Here is a 16,200-nt window from a genome sequence, read left to right as displayed (position 1 = left end):
ACAGTCTCCTCACGCGATCGGGTGGTGCAGGGTGACGAGCTTGCGCCCGTCCGGAAAGGTGGCTTCGACCTGGACGTCGCGGATCATGTCGGCGACACCGACCATCACCTGGTCACGTGCGAGCACGTCCCGGCCGCGTTCCATGAGATCGGCGACCCGCGCCCCGGCACGTGCTTCCTCGATCACCCAGCACGAGAGCAGGGCGACCGACTCGGGATAGTTGAGGCGGACGCCGCGCGACAGGCGGTCGCGGGCGACCATGCCGGCAACGCTGAGCAGGAGCTTCTCCGTGTCGGACGGAGTCAGATGCATGCCTCAGACCGCCATCGCTGCTCGGACGGCTTCCAGGGCACCCGCTCCGCCGACGCCGCTGGACGTGATCCGTCCCGATTCCAGGACGTAGTACGAGTCCGTACTCCGCAGCGCGAAGCCGACGTGCTGCTCGACCAGCAGCACCGAGAGATCGCCCCGCTTCGTCAGGTCGGCGATCACGGACTCGATCTCGGCGACCACATTGGGCTGGATGCCTTCGGTCGGCTCGTCGAGGATCAGCAGTCGTGGCTTGGTGAGCAGCGTCCGGGCGATCGCCAGTTGCTGGCGCTGTCCGCCGGACAGCAGCCCGGCCCGCCGGGGGAGCAGGTCCACCAGCGCGGGGAAGGTGCCCAGGACACCGTCGATCTCGGCCCGGTCGGCGCTGACCAGTTGCAGGTTCTCCAGCGTCGTCATCTGCGGGAAGCAGAGCTGGCCCTGGGGCACGTAGCCGACCCCTCGTCGTACCCGCTTGTTGGGACGCAGTCGCGTCACGTCCTCGCCGTCGAGGAGCACCTGGCCGCTCATCACGGGCAACAGCCCCACGGCGACCCGCAACAGGGTCGTCTTGCCGGCACCGTTGTGGCCCATGATGGCCACCGCGCCACCATCGGGGACCTCGATCGAGACGTTCTCCAGGACCCTGGTCCGGCCATAACCGGCGGTCACGTCACGCAGTTCAAGCACGGTTGACCTCCGCTTCGACGGTGCGGCCCAGGTAGACCTCCTGGACCCGGGCGTTGGCCTGGATCTCGGCAACGCTGCCCTCGGCGAGGACCTTCCCTGCGTGCATCACGGTGACGAGCTGGGCGTAGTTCCGGACGAAGTCCATGTCGTGCTCGATGACGACGATGGTTCGTTCCTTGCCGATCCTGAGGAGCAGCTCACCGGTGGCGTCTCGTTCCTCGGCGCTCATGCCGGCGACGGGCTCGTCGAGCAACATCACCCGGGCGTCCTGGACGAGCAGCATGCCGATCTCCAGCCATTGCTTCTGCCCGTGGGCCAGGACCCCGGCCGGCTTGTCCCGCAGCGCGCTCAGGCCGATCGTCTCGAGTGCCTCCTCGACGTACGACGGCGTCCCGCGGCGGGCCCGGATCATGCCCCAGGCGGAGCGGTGGATGCCGCCGGCGATGTCCAGGTTCTGCAGCACCGAGAGTTCCTCGAACACGGACGCGGTCTGGAAGGTGCGCCCGATGCCCGCTCGCACGATGCGGTGGGACTTCATCCGCAACAGGTCCTGGTGGCGGTACCGGGCCAACCCGGTGCCCGCAACGAGGCCGGTCACGGCGTCGACGAGGGTGGTCTTGCCGGCTCCGTTCGGACCGATCAGGAAGTGGAGCTGGCCCTGCAGCAGGGTCAGGTCCACCCCGTCGATGGCCTTGAATCCGTCGAAGTCGACCGTGAGGCCGCGGATCTCCAGATAGTCGTCGTTCATGACGCCACCTCGCTCTTTCGGAACCGGGCCGTCACCTGCGACCACGCGTTGCCGAGGCCCGCGGGGAAGCACAGGATGACGATGATGAACAGCAGGCCGAGGAAGTAGGTCCACTGGTCGGGGAAGGACTCCGACAAGGTGGTCTGGCCGAACCCGACCGCGATGGCACCGAGCGCCGGTCCCAGGAGGAGGGCCCTACCGCCCAGTGCGACGCCGGCGATCAGGAAGATCGAGGCGGTGGCGTCGACGTCCGACGGCGAGATGATGCCGGTGATCGGGGTGAACAACGCCCCACCGATGCTCGCCATCACGGCTGCCACCACGAAGGCGGCGAGCTTGATGTTGGCCGGGTCGTGGCCCAGGAAGCGCACCCGTTCCTCGGCATCGCGGGTCGCGACCAGCAGCTCACCGAACCGGCTGCGGTACAGCTGCCACACGATGAGCAGGCACACGACGAGCACCCCGGCGGCGATGGAGTAGATCATCTTCTTGTTCACCGGGTCGTACAGGTTGTAGCCGAAGAACAACGTGAACTGGTTGAGCCCGTTGAACCCGCCGGTCTGCTGGATGGTCGCGATCAGCAGGGTCGCGAACGCGACGGCCAGCGCCTGCGTGAGGATCGCGAAGTACGCGCCCTTCACCCTGCGCTTGAAGATCGCGAACCCGAGGATCGCCGCCACGACAGCGGGCACGACCACGATCGCGAAGAGCGTGAACGGGCCGCTGCGGAACGGCTCCCACCAGCCCGGCATCGTCCCGTCGCCGTACAGGACCATGAAGTCCGGTACGGCGTCCGGTCCGCCCGTCGCCATCGCGGCCTCGAGCTTGAGGTGCATCGCCATGGCGTAGCCACCGAGGCCGAAGAAGACACCCTGGCCCATGACGAGCATGCCGCCACGGCCCCAGGCCAGTCCGATGCCGACGCCGGCGATCGCCCAGCAGACGTACTTGCCGAGGTTGTTGAGCCGGAACGGGCTCAGCACGGCCGGAGCGATGACCAGCAGCGCCACAGCGACCAGTGCGATGGCGATGAGCGGACCCCACGTCCGCCCCCACTTCTGCAGGTTGGTCCTCATGCCAGCCCCCTCGTGCGCACGGTGAACAGGCCCTGGGGCTTGAGCTGGAGGAAGATCACGACGAGCGCGAACGTGAACACCTGCGCCATGCTCGAGCTGAACCAGTCGGTGAAGAACGCCGTCACGATCCCGACGGCGAACGCCGCGATGACGGTGCCCTTGAGCTGTCCGAGTCCTCCGGCCACCACGACGAGGAACGCCGAGATGATGTACGTCGTCCCGAGGTTCGGGTTCGTTCCGGAGATCAGCGAGACCGCGACTCCGCCCACACCCGCGAGTCCGGAGCCGACGAAGAACGTGACCCGGTCGATGGTGCGGGTCGAAACCCCCATCGTCTCCGCGAGGTCGCGGTTCTGCACGGTCGCGCGGATCTGGCGACCGTAGGCGGTGTACTTCAACAGGAGCCCGAGCGCGCCGAGGGCGGCGAGCGCGAGCAGGATCGTGAACATCTGCCGGTACGGCCAGTGATAGCCGAAGACGTTGATGAACCCGTCGAGCCACCCCGGTGTCTGCACGGGGTCGCCCTGCGCTCCGAAGATGTCCTTCGCGAGCTGCTGCAGCAGGAGGCTGACCCCCACGGTCACCAGCAGCGTGTCGAGGGGGCGCCGGTACATCCACGAGATGATCGCGACCTCGAGCAGGAGGCCGAGTGCACCTGCCACCAGGAAGGCCATGGGCAGGGCGACCAGGATCGAGAGGTCGGTGTTCGTGACGACCTGCTGCGTGAGGAAGGTCGTGTAGGCGCCGGCCATGAGGAACTCACCGTGCGCCATGTTGATGACGCCCATCTGGCCGAAGGTGAGGGCCAGGCCGAGCGCGGCGATGAGGAGGAGCGCGCCGGTCGCAGTGCCGGCGAGCAGGGGAGTGGTGAACGCGTCCAAGACGGGGTCTCCTGGCTGGGGGGAGAGCCCCGGGGCGCCGTACCGCGTAGGCACGACACCCCGGGTGGTGTGGGAGGAACGGGTCGGGGTGAACCGACTCAGGTCAGCCCTTGCTCGGGTCCCACCAGGCGTAGCCCTTGAGGAACGGGTCGGGCTCGATCGGCTTCTCGGAGTCCCACACCACGTCGAACTGGTTGTCGGCGTTGATCTGGCCGATCAGACCGGTCTTGGCGATGTGGTGGTTCTCGCCGTCGATCACGACCGTGCCTTCCGGCGCGTCGAAGGACACCCCGTCTGCGGACTCGTTGATCTTGTCCACGTCGAAGGACTCGGCCTTCTCGACCAGGTTCTTGTAGAGGTAGAGCGAGGTGTACGCCGCCTCCATCGGGTCGGACGTCGGACGGTCCTTGCCGTACTTGTCCTGGAACGCCTTGATGAAGGCGTCATTGGCCGGGCTCTTCACGGACTGGAAGTAGTTCCATGCGGCGTACTGCCCGGTGACGTCCTTGCCCATCGCCGGCGCCTCTTCCTCGGCGATCGACACCGAGATGATCGGCGTCTTTTCCGCCGTCAGGCCCTGCTCGTAGTACGCCTTGATGAAGCCGACATTCGAGGATCCGTTGATCGTGTTGAACACGAAGTCCGGCTTGGCCGCGACGATCTTGGCGACCTGCGTGGTCCAGTCGTCGTCATCCAGCGGGACGTACTCCTCGCCCACGATCTCGATGCCGAGTTCGGCGGCGTACTGCTTGATGATCTTGTTGGCCGTGCGCGGGAAGACGTAGTCCGAGCCCGCCAGGAACAGCGTCTTGACGCCCTTGGTCTTGAGGAAGTCCATCGCCGGGATGATCTGCTGGTTGGTCGTGGCGCCGGTGTAGTAGATGTTCTTCGACGCCTCGAGGCCCTCGTACTGGACGGGGTAGAACAGCAGGCCGTTGTTGGCTTCGACCACCGGGAGCATCGCCTTGCGCGATGCCGAGGTCCAGCCACCGAAGACGGCAGCGACACAGTCGCCGGTCAGCAGCTTCTCGATCTTCTCGGCGAAGATGGCGGGGTCGCTGGCGCCGTCCTCCTCGACGAACTTGATCTCCTTGCCGAGGATGCCGCCGTCGGCGTTGATCTCCTCAGCGGCCATCGAGAGCGAGTCGCGAACGGTCTGCTCGCTGATCGCCATCGCACCGGAGGTGGAGTTGAGGAACCCGAGCTCGATGGTGTCACCGGAGGTGTCGACGCAGCTCTCGACCGCGCTCTCCTCTCCGGACTTGGTGCCACCACAGGCGCTCAGGCTGAGCGCTGCGGTGAGCGCGAGGACGGTGCCTGTCGCAAGGCGGGTGCGGGAATGCAACACGTGGGTGGACCCTCTCGGTCATCGGCCTGCAGTCTCGGGCTGCAGGCTCGGAGCCATGGGGCACGGCGTCGTGCCCCGGTGGCGATGAACCTAGGAAGGGCTGATTTCCAACTACTACCAAATGGAATGAAATCGGTGTTACGAAGTAGTCCCGGAAAGAACATTCGTGAGTCGCGTGACCGGCGAGGCCAGCGACCACCGCTCCGCGAGCGCCACCAGGGCGTCCGGATCGACGGGCGTGCGGGGGAGTGCCAGGGCATCGCCGCGGGGGAGATCGATGTCGCGAGCGACCGCGACGACCTTCGGGGCCACGTCGAGGTACGACGACGCTTCCCGGATCTTGAGCCGCGGGCCGGGGCCGAGATCGCTGCCCGGGTCGTCGACCGCCGCGCGGACACCGGCGACGTCGTCGTACTTCTGGAGCAGCGAGGCGGCCGTCTTGTCGCCGACACCCTTCACACCGGGCAGTCCGTCGGACGCGTCCCCGCGCAACGTGGCGAAGTCCGCGTACTGGTCGGCGCGGACGCCGTACTTCTCCAGGACCCAGGCCTCGTCGACGCGCTCGTGCCGCCCGACGCCCTTGCCGATGTACAGAATCCGGACCCCGGCGGCGTCGTCGACCAACTGGAAGAGGTCGCGGTCGCCGGTCACCGCGTCCACGGGCATGCCTGCACCGGTGGCCAGGGTCCCGATGACGTCGTCGGCCTCGTAACCGGGCGCTCCGATCACGGCGATACCGAACGCCGCGAGCACCTCGCGGATGATCGGCACCTGCAACCCGAGCGGGTCGGGCACCTCTTCGACATCCGGAGCATCCGCGACCTCGGTGACGACGCGGTGCGCCTTGTAGGTGGGGATGAGGTCGACGCGCCACTGCGGACGCCAGTCGTCGTCCCAGCAGCAGACGAGATGGGTGGGCTCGTACTGCTCCACCAGGCTCGAGATGTAGCCCAGCAGGCCACGCACCGCATTCACGTTCGTGCCGTCGGGCGCGAGGATCTCGGGCGATCCGAAGTAGGCGCGGAAGTACATGCTGGCGGTGTCGAGGAGCATCAGTCGATCGGTCATCGCGGCCCAGCCTAGGGCCCCACAGCGAGATGTGGCCGGTGCCGACGCCGGCCTGCCCTAGGCTGACCCCGTGAGCCAGAGCATCAATCCAGCGGTCGAGGTCATCGATCGGCAGATCCTGGAGCTCCTGGCCAAGGACGGGCGGATGTCCTACACCGATCTCGGACGGACCACGGGCCTCTCCACCTCAGCCGTGCACCAGCGCGTCAAGCGCCTCGAACAGCGCGGTCTCATCCTCGGCTACGGCGCGACGGTCAACTACGCCGAGATCGGCCTGCCCCTCACGGCGTTCATCGCCATCCGCCCGATCGACCCGTCCCAGCCGGACGACTGCCCCGAGCGACTGGTGGGCATGCCGGAGATCGAGTCGTGCTGGTCGGTGGCCGGCGAGGAGTCCTACATCCTCAAGGTGCGGACGACGTCGCCCGCCCAGATGGAAGGGCTGCTGGGGCGGATCCGCACGGTGGCCAACGTCTCGACGCACACGACGATCGTGCTCTCGACGTACTACGAGAACCGTCCGGTTTCCGGCTGAGCGTCACCGTTCGGAAGTGCCCTCGGCGCGCCGCTCGCGACACGCCGGTGTCTCCGATGTTTTTTGGAGTTTTTTCCGGGCCAGTGATCCCGCGCTGACCTGCGAGAACACGTATCAGTGCAGGTCAGCAGGCGGTTGACAGGCAAGGCGTGGCTGACCAGAGTACGGATTCGTTCGCTCGTGCAGGTCGTGGCAGGCGGACCGACGTCCGAGTGGCCGGGCGTCGGGGGAGTAGCACCAACTCCACCCGACATCGGTTCGCGGAGGTCGGTTCGCTCCTCGAGAGCGAACCGGAAGGGTCCGGACCTCCCTAGACAACGTCGCGCACATCGGCCGCCAGTCGAAAGTCGCGATGGCCCGAAGGAGACCCGGCCCCTTCCGAGCCTGATGCCATGGCTCGTGAAGGTGCCGACTAGGCTCGGCGAGTGCTGCAGCGCTCCTTCTTCGCGGTGTTCGGCGGGGTCCTGCTGGCCGCCTCGTTCGAACCGCTCGCGCTCGCCTGGCTGCTGCCCTTCGGCGTCGCCTGCTTCGCCCTCGTGATGCGCGATCTCACGGTGCGCCGGTCCGGCGTGCTGGGTGTGTTGTTCGGTGCCGGGTTCATGTTCACCCACCTCGCGTGGATGCGGACGTCGGTCGGGCCGGACGCCTGGGTGGTGCTGTCGGCCTTCGAAGCGCTCTTCTACGGCCTGCTCGGCCTCGCCGTACCCGTGCTCCGCCGCCTGCCAGCCGCTCCCGTGTGGCTGGCCGCGGCGTGGACCACGATGGAGACGTTCCGCGGCGGCTGGCCGTTCAGCGGCCTGCCCTGGGGCCGGTTGGCGTTCGCTGCCATCGACACCCCGACCGCGCCCGCCGTCGCCTACGTCGGGATGACCGGGCTGTCCTTCCTGCTGGCACTCACGGGCTTCCTGCTGGCCCATCTCGTCGAGTCCGACACAGGGGAGCGGCGGGTGCGTGCGGGCGCCCTGGTGGGCGTCCTGGCGCTCCTCATCACCCCTGCTGTCCTGTCGTACGACGTCCAGGAGACGGGCACCACGACGGTGGCCGTGGTGCAGGGCGACGTGCCCGGTCCGGGCAACGACATCCTGTTCGATCCGCGGGGGGTCACGGAGAACCACGTCGACGCGACGCTGCAGCTCGCGGCGGACGTTGCAGCCGGCACCCGCCCGAAGCCCGACTTCGTGCTGTGGCCCGAGAACTCGACGGCGGTCGACCCGTTCCTCGACGCCCCGGTCAACCGGGGGATCCACGACGCCGTGACCAGCATCGGGGTGCCGGTGATCGTCGGCGGCATCGTCGACGACGGCGAGGAGCACATCCTCAACCAGGGCATCGTGTGGGACCCAGTGAGCGGCCCGGGTGACCGCTACACCAAGCAGCACCCGGTGCCGTACGGCGAATACATCCCGTTCCGTCGCTACTGGGACCCGAAGTTCGGGCAACTCGCCCTGGTCTCGCGCGACATGAAGAGCGGCACCCGCCAGACACCGCTCCGCGTCGCGGGCGTCGACCTCGCCGACGCCATCTGCTTCGACGTCGCGTACGACGACGTCATGCCCGCCCAGGTGCGGGACGGCGCCGAGTTGCTGACCGTCCAGACGAGCAACGCGAGCTTCATCTTCACCCACCAGATCGAGCAGCAGTTCGCGATCACCCGGATGCGGGCGATCGAGGCCGGTCGATGGCTCGCGGTCGCCTCGACGAACGGGCGCAGCGGCGTGATCGGGCCCGACGGCGCGGTCGTTGCGTCGGCGGAGCCGCGCACCACCACCGTTCTGGTCCAGGAGGTCGGTCTGAGCACCGACCTGACCCCGGCGATGCGCTGGGGAGCGTGGCCGTCCCGGTTGTTCACCGTGATGACCCTTGCTGCTCTCGTGTGTGGCGCTTTCGCGTACCGTCGTAGGCAAGAGTCGGCCGGGTTCACGGAGGAGGAAACCGTTGCCTGATCACATCCCAGACCTGGGCCGCACTGTCATGGTCGTTCCGACGTTCAACGAGGCAGAGAACCTCGCCTGGATCGTCGGCCGGCTCCGTCTCGCCCAGCCCAGCCTCGACGTCCTCGTCGTCGACGACGGATCCCCGGACGGCACCGGCCGTGTTGCGGACGAGTTGGCCGCCGAGGACCCGCAGATCCACGTGCTGCACCGCACCGCCAAGGGCGGGCTCGGGGCGGCGTACCTCGCCGGCTTCGACTGGGCGATCACCGCCGGCTACGACGTCATCGGCGAGATGGACGCCGACGGCTCGCACCAGCCCGAACAGCTGCACCGCCTGCTGGCGGGCCTGGCCGACGCCGACCTGGTCATCGGATCGCGCTGGATTCCCGGTGGCTCGGTCGTCAACTGGCCGTGGCAGCGCGAGGTGCTGTCCCGCGGCGGGAATCTCTACGTCCGCATCCTGCTCGGCATCTCGGTCCGCGACGCCACGGCCGGCTACCGGCTGTTCCGGCGGACCACCCTGGAGAAGATCCGTCTCCAGGAGGTCAAGTCGACCGGCTACGTCTTCCAGACCGACATGGTCACCCGCACCCTGCGCGGCGGTATGACGGTGCGCGAGGTTCCGATCGAGTTCGTCGAGCGGGTGCGCGGCGAGTCGAAGATGAGCGGCCAGGTCGCCATCGAATCCCTCAAGCGGATCACCGCGTGGGGCCTGCGTGAGCGCTGGAGCAAGTTCAAGGCGCGGCTGCGTCGATGAGGTGGGGCATGGGGTCGACATGGTGAGACGAGGCGGGCGCCGGGCAGCGCTGGTGCTGTTCCTGGCGTTCGTCGTGATGCCGATCCTGGAGATCTTCGTGCTCATCCAGGTCGGTCAGGCGATCGGTCCCTGGTGGACGATCCTGCTGCTGGTGCTCGACAGCATCATCGGCGCCTGGCTGATCAAGCGGGAGGGTCGGCGCGCCTGGCAGGCGCTCCAGGCGCGACTGCAGACCGGTCAGATGCCCGCCCGTGAACTCGCCGACGGCGTGCTGGTGGTGCTGGGCGGAGCCTTCATGCTCAGCCCCGGGTTCGTGACCGACATCCTCGGCATCCTGCTGATCCTGCCGATCACCCGCCCGCTGTTCCGCGGGTTGCTGACGTCGTACGCCGTCAACCGGATCACGATTCGAACGGGGCCCGGAACGCGAACAAGCCCCGGAACACCGCCGCAGGGCGACGTGGTCCGGGGCGAGGTCGTCGATCCCGAGTAGGGCCTGACGACAGCGTCAGGCCTTGGCGGCCTTCCGCTTGCGAGCGTTGGCCCGGTGCAGGTGCGCCGGACCGATCTCGCCGCCACGCAGCAACTCCAGCCGCTCGGTGAGGATCTCTTCGAGCTCCTTCTCCGAGCGCCGCTCCAGCAACATGTCCCAGTGGGTGCGCTGGGGCTTCTCGACCTTCACTTCACGCTCGATGCCCGAGGTGCTCTCGCCCTCGGCTCCGCAGCGCGGGCACTCCCACACCGCGGGCACGTCGGCCTCGATCGACATGGTGATCTCGAACTCGTGTCCCTGGGTGCAGCGATAACCCACCTGCTGGCGAGCCGCAAACTCAATTCCGCGCTCGTCCTCGAACGACTGGCCCCCCAGTCGGGCGCCCCGCAATGTCCGCTCAGCCATGAGAACTCCACCTCCCGTGTTTCGTCTCTGATCTGTCAACGCTACCCGCCGGTAAAAGGTTCCAGCCTTTCGCAAACCGGGCGGGTGTCCGCCGTCACGTCAGATCACGGGCGGTGGGGTGTTGCCAGCCTCTCGGATGCCCCGCTCGGTGTCCACCCGGAGGAGCAGCAGGGCCCCGATCACGAAGAACGCGATCAGCGCGAAGATCGCCGGCCGGTAGGAGCCGGAGAACTGGTAGACCAGCCCGAACGTGAGCGTTCCGAACCAGGACGTCCCGCGGTCCATGGCGTGGTAGAGGCTGAAGTACTCGGCCTCCTTGCCCTTCGGGATGAACAGGGAGAAGTAGGACCGGGCAAGCGCCTGGGTGCCACCGAGGACCACGCCGATCGCGACGGCCAGCAGCAGGAAGGGCCACAGCGTCTCGTCCGGGATGAAGAAGGCGGCGCTGACGATGACCATCCAGATGCACAGGCCCCAGAGGATGACCTTCTTCGCGCCATGGCGCCGTGCCAGGCGGCCGAACCCGACGGCACCGAAGACGGCCACGAACTGAACGAGCAGGTACGTGCCGAGGACAGTTCCGGTCGCGAAGCCGAGCTCCTTCTCGCCGAAGATGGCGGCCGACCCGATGACCGTCTGGATGCCGTCGTTGAAGAACAGGTAGGCGACCAGGAAGGTCAGCGCGACGGGGTAGTTGCGCAGGTCCTTCAGCGTCGCGAACAGCTGGCCGAACGAGCGGGCGACGATGCCGCCCTCCACGTGCTCGACGGCTGCCGGGGGATGGTGCTTGATGCCGCGCCACGGGATGACCGTCCACGCTGCCCACCAGATGGCACCGGAGAGCATGCAGAGCCGGACCGCGGTCGCCGTACTCAGGCCAAGGGAGTCATGGAAGGTGACGACGCCGAAGTTCACTGCCAACAGCAGTCCACCGCCGGCGTACCCGTAGGCCCAGCCGATGGAGGAGACGCGATCTCGCTCCCACTCCTCGGAGATGATCGGCAAGATCGCGTCATTGATGACGGTCGAGGCGCCGAACGCCAGGTTGGCCACGATGAAGACGATGCTGCCGAACAGCCAGTTGTCATCGACCAGGAAGAACAGCAGGCCGGCCGCAGCAGCGCCGGTCCAGGCGAAGCCGGCGAGCAGTGTGGGCTTGCGGGCGGTGCGGTCGGCGAGGGCGCCGATCAATGGGTAGAGCAGCGCTCCGAGCACGGTGGAGAGGGTGATGACGTACGACGGCAGGGAGCCAGGCGAGATCGAGAGCCCGAGCAACTCGAGGCTCTGACGGCACTTGTGGTCGTCCTCGCTGACGAAGCCACAGGCGGCCTTCTCCGCGATCGAGATGAGGTACGGCGCGAACAGGACGCCGGCGATCGTGGTGGCGAACGCCGAGTTGGCCCAGTCGTAGAAGAACCAGGCGCGCTGTTCCTTGGCCCGGTTCAGTGGTGTGAGATCGGCGATGCCCGCAGGCCCGTCGGTCGACTTCATGTGGTTGTCCCTCCCTGCGCGGACAGCCATTGGCCGCGCCCCTGGAGGACATCCTTGAGCACGTCGGTGCGGTCCGTGAAGAGGCCGTCGACTCCGCGGTCGAGGAGCTCGGTCATTTCAGTGCGGTCGTCGATCGTCCACACGTGCACCTGGTGCCCCGCGGCATGGGCCCTGCGTACGAACCCGGGCGTCACCACGGTCAGCCGCCCTCGCCGGTGCGGGACCTGGAAGGCAGCGAACTCGTCGCCGGCGAGACGATGTGCGATCGCAGCGCTGGGGGAGAACCGGAAGACGACGATCTGCCACAGGCCGGCGGCGGTCGGGACCCGGCCGTCGGTCAACCTGCGGAAGCGGCTGGTGCGTCGTCGCGAGAAGGAACCGACCATCACCCGGTCCCAGAGGTCCCGGTCACGGATCAGCGTGGCCAGGGGGGCCACCGCGTCCTCGGACTTGATGTCGATGTTGAACCGGGCCGACGGGAAGGCGTCGAGCAGGTCGACGAGTGTCGGCACCTCTTCGCGGCCGCCGATCCGGGCCTTGCGGACCTCGGCCAGGGTGAGGTCGCGAACCGCGCCCTTCTGGTCGGTGACCCGGTCCAGGACGTCGTCGTGGAAGGCGAGGAGCACGCCGTCCGCGGTCAGGTGGACATCGGTCTCGAGGTAGTCGTAGCCGAGGGCAGCCGCGTGCCGAAAGGCCGCCATCGTGTTCTCGAGACCCTCGATCTCGGGGTGGTAGGCCCCGCCGCGGTGTGCGAACGCCAGGACCTTGCCGGGCTGGAGGTACATCGCCGGCCGCCGATCAGATGTCGCGGAACGTTTCGATGTCGGCGCCGAGTGAACTCAGCCTCTCGGCGAGGTCCTCGTAGCCACGGTGGATGACGTAGGTCCCGCGCAGGACCGACGTGCCCTTGCTGGCCAGCATTGCCAGCAGTACGACGACCGCGGGCCGCAGCGCCGGGGGGCAGATCAGTTCGGCGCCGGTCCACGAGGTCGGTCCCTCGATCTGCACGCGGTGCGGGTCCAGGAGGGTCACCCGGCCACCGAGCTTGTTGAGCTCGGTGAGGTAGATCGCCCGGTTGTCGTAGACCCAGTCGTGCAGGTAGGTCGTGCCCTCGGCCACGGCACCGATCACCGCGAAGAACGGCAGGTTGTCGATGTTGAGGCCCGGGAACGGCATCGGGTGGATCTTGTCGCGGGGCGCAACCAGGTCCGAGGGGTGCGTGGTGATGTCCACGAGCCGGGTCCGGCCGTTGGCGGCGAGGTACTCCTCGGTCAGGGTGTAGCGGAAACCCATCTCCTCGAGCACGGCGAGCTCGATCTCGAGGAACTCGATCGGCGCACGCTCGATGGTGATCTCCGAGCGGGTCACGATCGCCGCGGCGAGCAGCGACATCGCCTCGATCGGGTCCTCGCTGGGGGAGTAGTCGACGTCGACGTCGATGGACTCACAGCCCGTCACGGTCAGGGTCGTCGTACCGATGCCGTCGACCTGGACGCCGAGCGCCTGCAGGAAGAAGCAGAGGTCCTGGACCATGTAGTTCGAGGACGCGTTGCGGATGACCGTGGTGCCCGGGTGGAGCGCGGCAGCCATCAGCGCGTTCTCGGTGACCGTGTCGCCGCGCTCGGTCAGCACGATCGGTCGGGTCGGGACGATCGCGCGGTTCAGTTGCGCGTGGTACCAGCCGTCGGTGGCCTTGACCTCGAGGCCGAAGGGCCGCAGGGCCGACATGTGCGGCTCCACCGTGCGGGTACCGAGGTTGCAGCCACCGGCGTACGGCAGGTCGAAGTCCTCGGAGCGGTGCATCAGCGGGCCCAGGAACATGATCACCGAGCGGGTACGGCGGGCCGCCTCCTCGTCGATCTTGGTGAGGTCGAGCTCCTTGGGCGGGATGATCTCGAGGTCGTTCTCCGCGTTGATCCAGCGGGTCTGGACCCCGAGGCTGTCGAGCACCTCGAGCAGGCGGTTGACCTCCTCGATCCGGGCGACCTTGCGCAGGGTGGTCCGACCGCGGTTGAGCAGCGAGGCGCACAGCAGCGCGACACCGGCGTTCTTCGAGGTCTTCACGTCGATGCTGCCGACCAGCGTCGTCGGGCCCTTGACCCGCAGGTGCGTGGGGCCGGCGCCGACCGCGACGATCTCCGAATCGACTGCGCTGCCGATGCGGGCCAGCATCTCGAGGGACAGGTTCTGATGGCCCTTCTCGATGCGGTTGATCGCACTCTGGCTGGTGCCGAGCCGGTCGGCGAGCTGGGCCTGGGTGAGGCCGCGGTGCTTGCGCGCGTCACGGATCAGGTTGCCGATGCGACCCTTGTAGTCGTCGCCGGAGTCCTCAGAAGTCATTCCACGACGGTAACTCATATATGAGATAACCGGTACCCGCGACGCACCGTCACGCTTCAACGGTTCGGCCGCCATGGCAGGATCACGCCATGCGCGCGACGACGATTCACGGTGCCGGGGACATTCGGGTCGAAGAGGTTCCGGACCCCGTGATCAAGAAGCCCACCGACGCCATCATCAAGGTCACGGCGGGCTGCATCTGCGGCTCGGACCTGTGGCCCTACCGCGGCGAGAACCCGATCCGTCCGGGTTCGACGATCGGCCACGAGTGCATCGGCATCGTCGAGGAGGTGGGCAGCGAGGTCGCATCGTTCAAGCCGGGTGACTTCGTGGTCGTCCCGTTCTGCCACTGCGACAACACCTGCGCCCACTGCCTCGCGGGCGCCCAGTCCGCCTGCGTGAACCTCGGCATGACCTCCAGTGGGCAGGCGGAGTACGCCCGCGTGGTCCAGGCCGACGGCAGCCTGGTCTCCACCAACGGCGTCCCGGACGCTGATCTGGTTGCTTCGATCCTCGCCCTGAGCGACGTGATGCCGACCGGGTGGCACGCCGCGGTCGCCGCAGGCGTCAAGGCGGGGGACACGGTGGTGGTCGTCGGCGACGGCGCGGTCGGCCTGTGCGGCGTGCTCGCCGCGTCGGTTCTCGGCGCGGAGAAGATCATTGCGATGTCTCGACACGAACCGCGACAGGCCATTGCGCGCGCCTTCGGCGCCACCCACGTCGTTGCTGCGCGCGGCAAGGAGGGTGTCGCCGAGGTCATGGAGATCTCTGGTGGCATCGGCGTCGACGCGGCGCTGGAGTGCGTCGGCACCAACGACGCGATGACCACGGCCATCAATGTCACCCGCCCCGGTGGCGGCGTCGGCTTCGTGGGCGTCCCGCACGGGGTCGACCTGCCCGTGGGCACCCTGTTCGCCAAGAACGTCGGCCTGCGCGGCGGCATCGCGCCGGTCCGGCAGTACCTGCCCCACCTGCTCGACCTGGTCGTCGAGCGGAAGATCGACCCGGGTCAGGTGTTTGACCTGACCCTGCCGCTCGACCAGTCGCCCGACGGCTACCGGGCGATGGACGAGCGTCGCGCGGTCAAGGTGTTGCTGCAGCCCTGACCCCGTCCGACCCCGGAACGGTTCAGGAGCGGTGCTGCTGGGCCCTGCGACCCGACTTGCCAGCAAAGAAGACCACCGCGAAGAGCACGGCGATGAACGCGATGACTGCAAGGACGGACGCGAGAAGGATCACCAGTGCCAGGCCGCTCATGGGCACAGCGTGACATGACCTGCGTCACAAATCACGGATGTCCTGTCCGTGGAACGGACGCGTCAGGCTTCTCGGCCACCAGTTGCCACATACCGCCCATGCGCAGGAACGGCTCACGGTCGCAGAGCGCCAACTCCAGTCGGGCGAGGTCGGCGAAGTAGGTCGCGTCCTGCTTCAACCGGTCATCAGCGAGGAAGTCGTTCGCGATCCGGGCGCCGTAGCGATGGACGACGCGGAGGCCTGCTGAGGCCAGTTCCGCGGCCATGTCCTCGGCGTCGATCTTGCGGGCCGTGTGGTCGAAGGCGTGCGATGGCATGGTGTCGGCCTCGAGCTCGGCGAGAGCGGCGGCCGGGCCTCGCCGGGTCAGGGCCATGACCACGCGCCCCTCGGGGTTCGGCGCCATCACCGACACCCGACCGCCGGGTCGGACCCGGGCGGCGAGGCGCACGAGATCAGCCGGACCGGGGGAGCGGTAGTGCAGGACGAAGTGGCACAGCACGAGGTCGAAGTCGCTCGCCAGGCCATCTGTTGCGGCCAGGTCGTCCAGCGACCCACTGACCGTCTCGATCCGGTCGGTGACGCCGGCCTCGGTGGCCCGTCGCTGCGCCTCCGCCAGCCAGCCAGGTGCCGGATCGACGATCGTCACGTGATGGCCTGCCACGGCCAGCGGTACGGCGTCGCGCCCGTCCCCACCGCCCACGTCGAGGATGCGGAGCGGGCCACCGCCGAGTTCGGCGACCTGGCGCCGCAACGTCTCCTCGACGACCGCGAACCGGATCTGCCCCCAGGGCGCCTCGGCCCAGGCCCGCCAGTCGGCAAGCTTGTCCTCGAACACGTCGGCAGCACTCTGGTGAGTCATCTCTTCGACCCT

The 16,200-nt window shown here is 67.9% G+C and carries 18 protein-coding genes; 5 read left to right on the top strand and 13 right to left on the bottom strand.

Features of this window, described 5'->3' with window-relative positions:
• Window positions 1–9 precede the first annotated feature (9 nt).
• From HRC28_RS15090 to HRC28_RS15060, 7 genes are all read right to left on the bottom strand, one after another.
• The gene (locus HRC28_RS15090) at window positions 10–312 is read right to left on the bottom strand and encodes an urease subunit gamma (protein WP_182376309.1); all 303 of its coding nucleotides are present in this window, start codon (window positions 310–312) and stop codon (window positions 10–12) included.
• Between the two features lie 3 nt (window positions 313–315).
• A complete protein-coding gene (locus HRC28_RS15085; protein ID WP_182376308.1) occupies window positions 316–996 on the bottom strand; it encodes an ATP-binding cassette domain-containing protein in 681 nt (226 codons plus the stop codon).
• Window positions 989–1,744: an urea ABC transporter ATP-binding protein UrtD gene (gene urtD, locus HRC28_RS15080; RefSeq protein ID WP_182376307.1), complete on the bottom strand. Its 756-nt coding sequence runs from the start codon at window positions 1,742–1,744 to the stop codon at window positions 989–991. Before urtD ends, HRC28_RS15085 begins: the two co-directional genes overlap by 8 nt.
• Complete coding sequence (gene urtC / locus HRC28_RS15075) at window positions 1,741–2,820, bottom strand: urea ABC transporter permease subunit UrtC (protein ID WP_182376306.1); 1,080 nt, start codon at window positions 2,818–2,820, stop codon at window positions 1,741–1,743. The genes urtD and urtC overlap by 4 nt, the downstream gene beginning before the upstream one ends.
• Window positions 2,817–3,701 carry an urea ABC transporter permease subunit UrtB gene (gene urtB / locus HRC28_RS15070; protein WP_182376305.1) on the bottom strand — a complete coding sequence of 295 codons (885 nt, stop codon included), beginning with the start codon at window positions 3,699–3,701 and terminating at the stop codon, window positions 2,817–2,819. Before urtB ends, urtC begins: the two co-directional genes overlap by 4 nt.
• Window positions 3,702–3,804: 103 nt before the next feature.
• Window positions 3,805–5,049, bottom strand: coding sequence for an urea ABC transporter substrate-binding protein (urtA, locus tag HRC28_RS15065; protein WP_182376304.1), 1,245 nt, complete (start codon window positions 5,047–5,049; stop codon window positions 3,805–3,807).
• Between the two features lie 138 nt (window positions 5,050–5,187).
• Entirely contained in the window at window positions 5,188–6,117 is a 930-nt protein-coding gene (locus HRC28_RS15060) for a 5'-3' exonuclease (RefSeq protein WP_237111500.1), read from the bottom strand.
• A 70-nt stretch (window positions 6,118–6,187) separates the two neighbouring features.
• Here HRC28_RS15060 and HRC28_RS15055 point away from each other — a divergent pair, with 70 nt between their 5' ends.
• From HRC28_RS15055 to HRC28_RS15040, 4 genes are all read left to right on the top strand, one after another.
• Entirely contained in the window at window positions 6,188–6,652 is a 465-nt protein-coding gene (locus HRC28_RS15055; protein ID WP_082574222.1) for an Lrp/AsnC family transcriptional regulator, read from the top strand.
• 425 nt (window positions 6,653–7,077) lie between these two features.
• Window positions 7,078–8,595, top strand: a complete 1,518-nt coding sequence (gene lnt / locus HRC28_RS15050) for an apolipoprotein N-acyltransferase (RefSeq protein ID WP_237111499.1) — start codon at window positions 7,078–7,080, stop codon at window positions 8,593–8,595.
• A complete protein-coding gene (locus HRC28_RS15045) occupies window positions 8,588–9,343 on the top strand; it encodes a polyprenol monophosphomannose synthase (RefSeq protein WP_237111498.1) in 756 nt (251 codons plus the stop codon). The genes lnt and HRC28_RS15045 overlap by 8 nt, the downstream gene beginning before the upstream one ends.
• Before the next feature lie 19 nt (window positions 9,344–9,362).
• Window positions 9,363–9,836 carry an FxsA family protein gene (locus HRC28_RS15040; RefSeq protein WP_182376303.1) on the top strand — a complete coding sequence of 158 codons (474 nt, stop codon included), beginning with the start codon at window positions 9,363–9,365 and terminating at the stop codon, window positions 9,834–9,836.
• A 15-nt stretch (window positions 9,837–9,851) separates the two neighbouring features.
• Here the strand turns inward: HRC28_RS15040 and HRC28_RS15035 are convergent, their stop codons facing one another.
• From HRC28_RS15035 to HRC28_RS15020, 4 genes are all read right to left on the bottom strand, one after another.
• A complete protein-coding gene (locus HRC28_RS15035; RefSeq protein ID WP_056716677.1) occupies window positions 9,852–10,241 on the bottom strand; it encodes an RNA polymerase-binding protein RbpA in 390 nt (129 codons plus the stop codon).
• Between the two features lie 99 nt (window positions 10,242–10,340).
• Window positions 10,341–11,732 (bottom strand): MFS transporter, encoded by a 1,392-nt coding sequence (locus tag HRC28_RS15030; protein WP_182376302.1) that lies wholly within the window; start codon window positions 11,730–11,732, stop codon window positions 10,341–10,343.
• On the bottom strand, window positions 11,729–12,517 hold the full coding sequence (locus HRC28_RS15025; RefSeq protein ID WP_182376301.1) for a glycerophosphodiester phosphodiesterase family protein: 789 nt from the start codon (window positions 12,515–12,517) through the stop codon (window positions 11,729–11,731). The genes HRC28_RS15030 and HRC28_RS15025 overlap by 4 nt, the downstream gene beginning before the upstream one ends.
• A gap of 13 nt (window positions 12,518–12,530) precedes the next feature.
• Complete coding sequence (locus HRC28_RS15020) at window positions 12,531–14,072, bottom strand: UDP-N-acetylglucosamine 1-carboxyvinyltransferase (RefSeq protein WP_182376300.1); 1,542 nt, start codon at window positions 14,070–14,072, stop codon at window positions 12,531–12,533.
• A gap of 89 nt (window positions 14,073–14,161) precedes the next feature.
• Here HRC28_RS15020 and HRC28_RS15015 point away from each other — a divergent pair, with 89 nt between their 5' ends.
• On the top strand, window positions 14,162–15,178 hold the full coding sequence (locus HRC28_RS15015; protein WP_182376299.1) for a zinc-binding dehydrogenase: 1,017 nt from the start codon (window positions 14,162–14,164) through the stop codon (window positions 15,176–15,178).
• 22 nt (window positions 15,179–15,200) lie between these two features.
• On the opposite strand, the gene HRC28_RS25640 is transcribed toward HRC28_RS15015, so the two are convergent.
• A complete protein-coding gene (locus tag HRC28_RS25640) occupies window positions 15,201–15,329 on the bottom strand; it encodes a hypothetical protein (RefSeq protein ID WP_272902629.1) in 129 nt (42 codons plus the stop codon).
• 31 nt (window positions 15,330–15,360) lie between these two features.
• Window positions 15,361–16,188: a methyltransferase domain-containing protein gene (locus HRC28_RS15010; RefSeq protein WP_182376298.1), complete on the bottom strand. Its 828-nt coding sequence runs from the start codon at window positions 16,186–16,188 to the stop codon at window positions 15,361–15,363.
• Window positions 16,189–16,200 lie beyond the last annotated feature (12 nt).

The organism is Nocardioides sp. WS12, from assembly GCF_014108865.1.
Lineage (GTDB): Bacteria > Actinomycetota > Actinomycetes > Propionibacteriales > Nocardioidaceae > Nocardioides.
The sequence above is the reverse complement of the archived record's forward strand: the minus strand, read 5'-3'. Positions and strand labels throughout refer to the sequence as shown.

Bases quoted from the DNA above. Each gene is read 5' to 3' on its own strand.
- HRC28_RS15090 (WP_182376309.1), bottom strand. From the start codon at position 312: ATGCATCTGACTCCGTCCGACACGGAGAAGCTCCTGCTCAGCGTTGCC.
- urtD (WP_182376307.1), bottom strand. From the start codon at position 1,744: ATGAACGACGACTATCTGGAGATCCGCGGCCTCACGGTCGACTTCGAC.
- urtC (WP_182376306.1), bottom strand. From the start codon at position 2,820: ATGAGGACCAACCTGCAGAAGTGGGGGCGGACGTGGGGTCCGCTCATC.
- HRC28_RS15060 (WP_237111500.1), bottom strand. From the start codon at position 6,117: ATGACCGATCGACTGATGCTCCTCGACACCGCCAGCATGTACTTCCGC.
- HRC28_RS15040 (WP_182376303.1), top strand. From the start codon at position 9,363: ATGGTGAGACGAGGCGGGCGCCGGGCAGCGCTGGTGCTGTTCCTGGCG.
- HRC28_RS15035 (WP_056716677.1), bottom strand. From the start codon at position 10,241: ATGGCTGAGCGGACATTGCGGGGCGCCCGACTGGGGGGCCAGTCGTTC.
- HRC28_RS15030 (WP_182376302.1), bottom strand. From the start codon at position 11,732: ATGAAGTCGACCGACGGGCCTGCGGGCATCGCCGATCTCACACCACTG.
- HRC28_RS15025 (WP_182376301.1), bottom strand. From the start codon at position 12,517: ATGTACCTCCAGCCCGGCAAGGTCCTGGCGTTCGCACACCGCGGCGGG.
- HRC28_RS15020 (WP_182376300.1), bottom strand. From the start codon at position 14,072: ATGACTTCTGAGGACTCCGGCGACGACTACAAGGGTCGCATCGGCAAC.
- HRC28_RS15015 (WP_182376299.1), top strand. From the start codon at position 14,162: ATGCGCGCGACGACGATTCACGGTGCCGGGGACATTCGGGTCGAAGAG.
- HRC28_RS25640 (WP_272902629.1), bottom strand. From the start codon at position 15,329: ATGAGCGGCCTGGCACTGGTGATCCTTCTCGCGTCCGTCCTTGCAGTC.
- HRC28_RS15010 (WP_182376298.1), bottom strand. From the start codon at position 16,188: ATGACTCACCAGAGTGCTGCCGACGTGTTCGAGGACAAGCTTGCCGAC.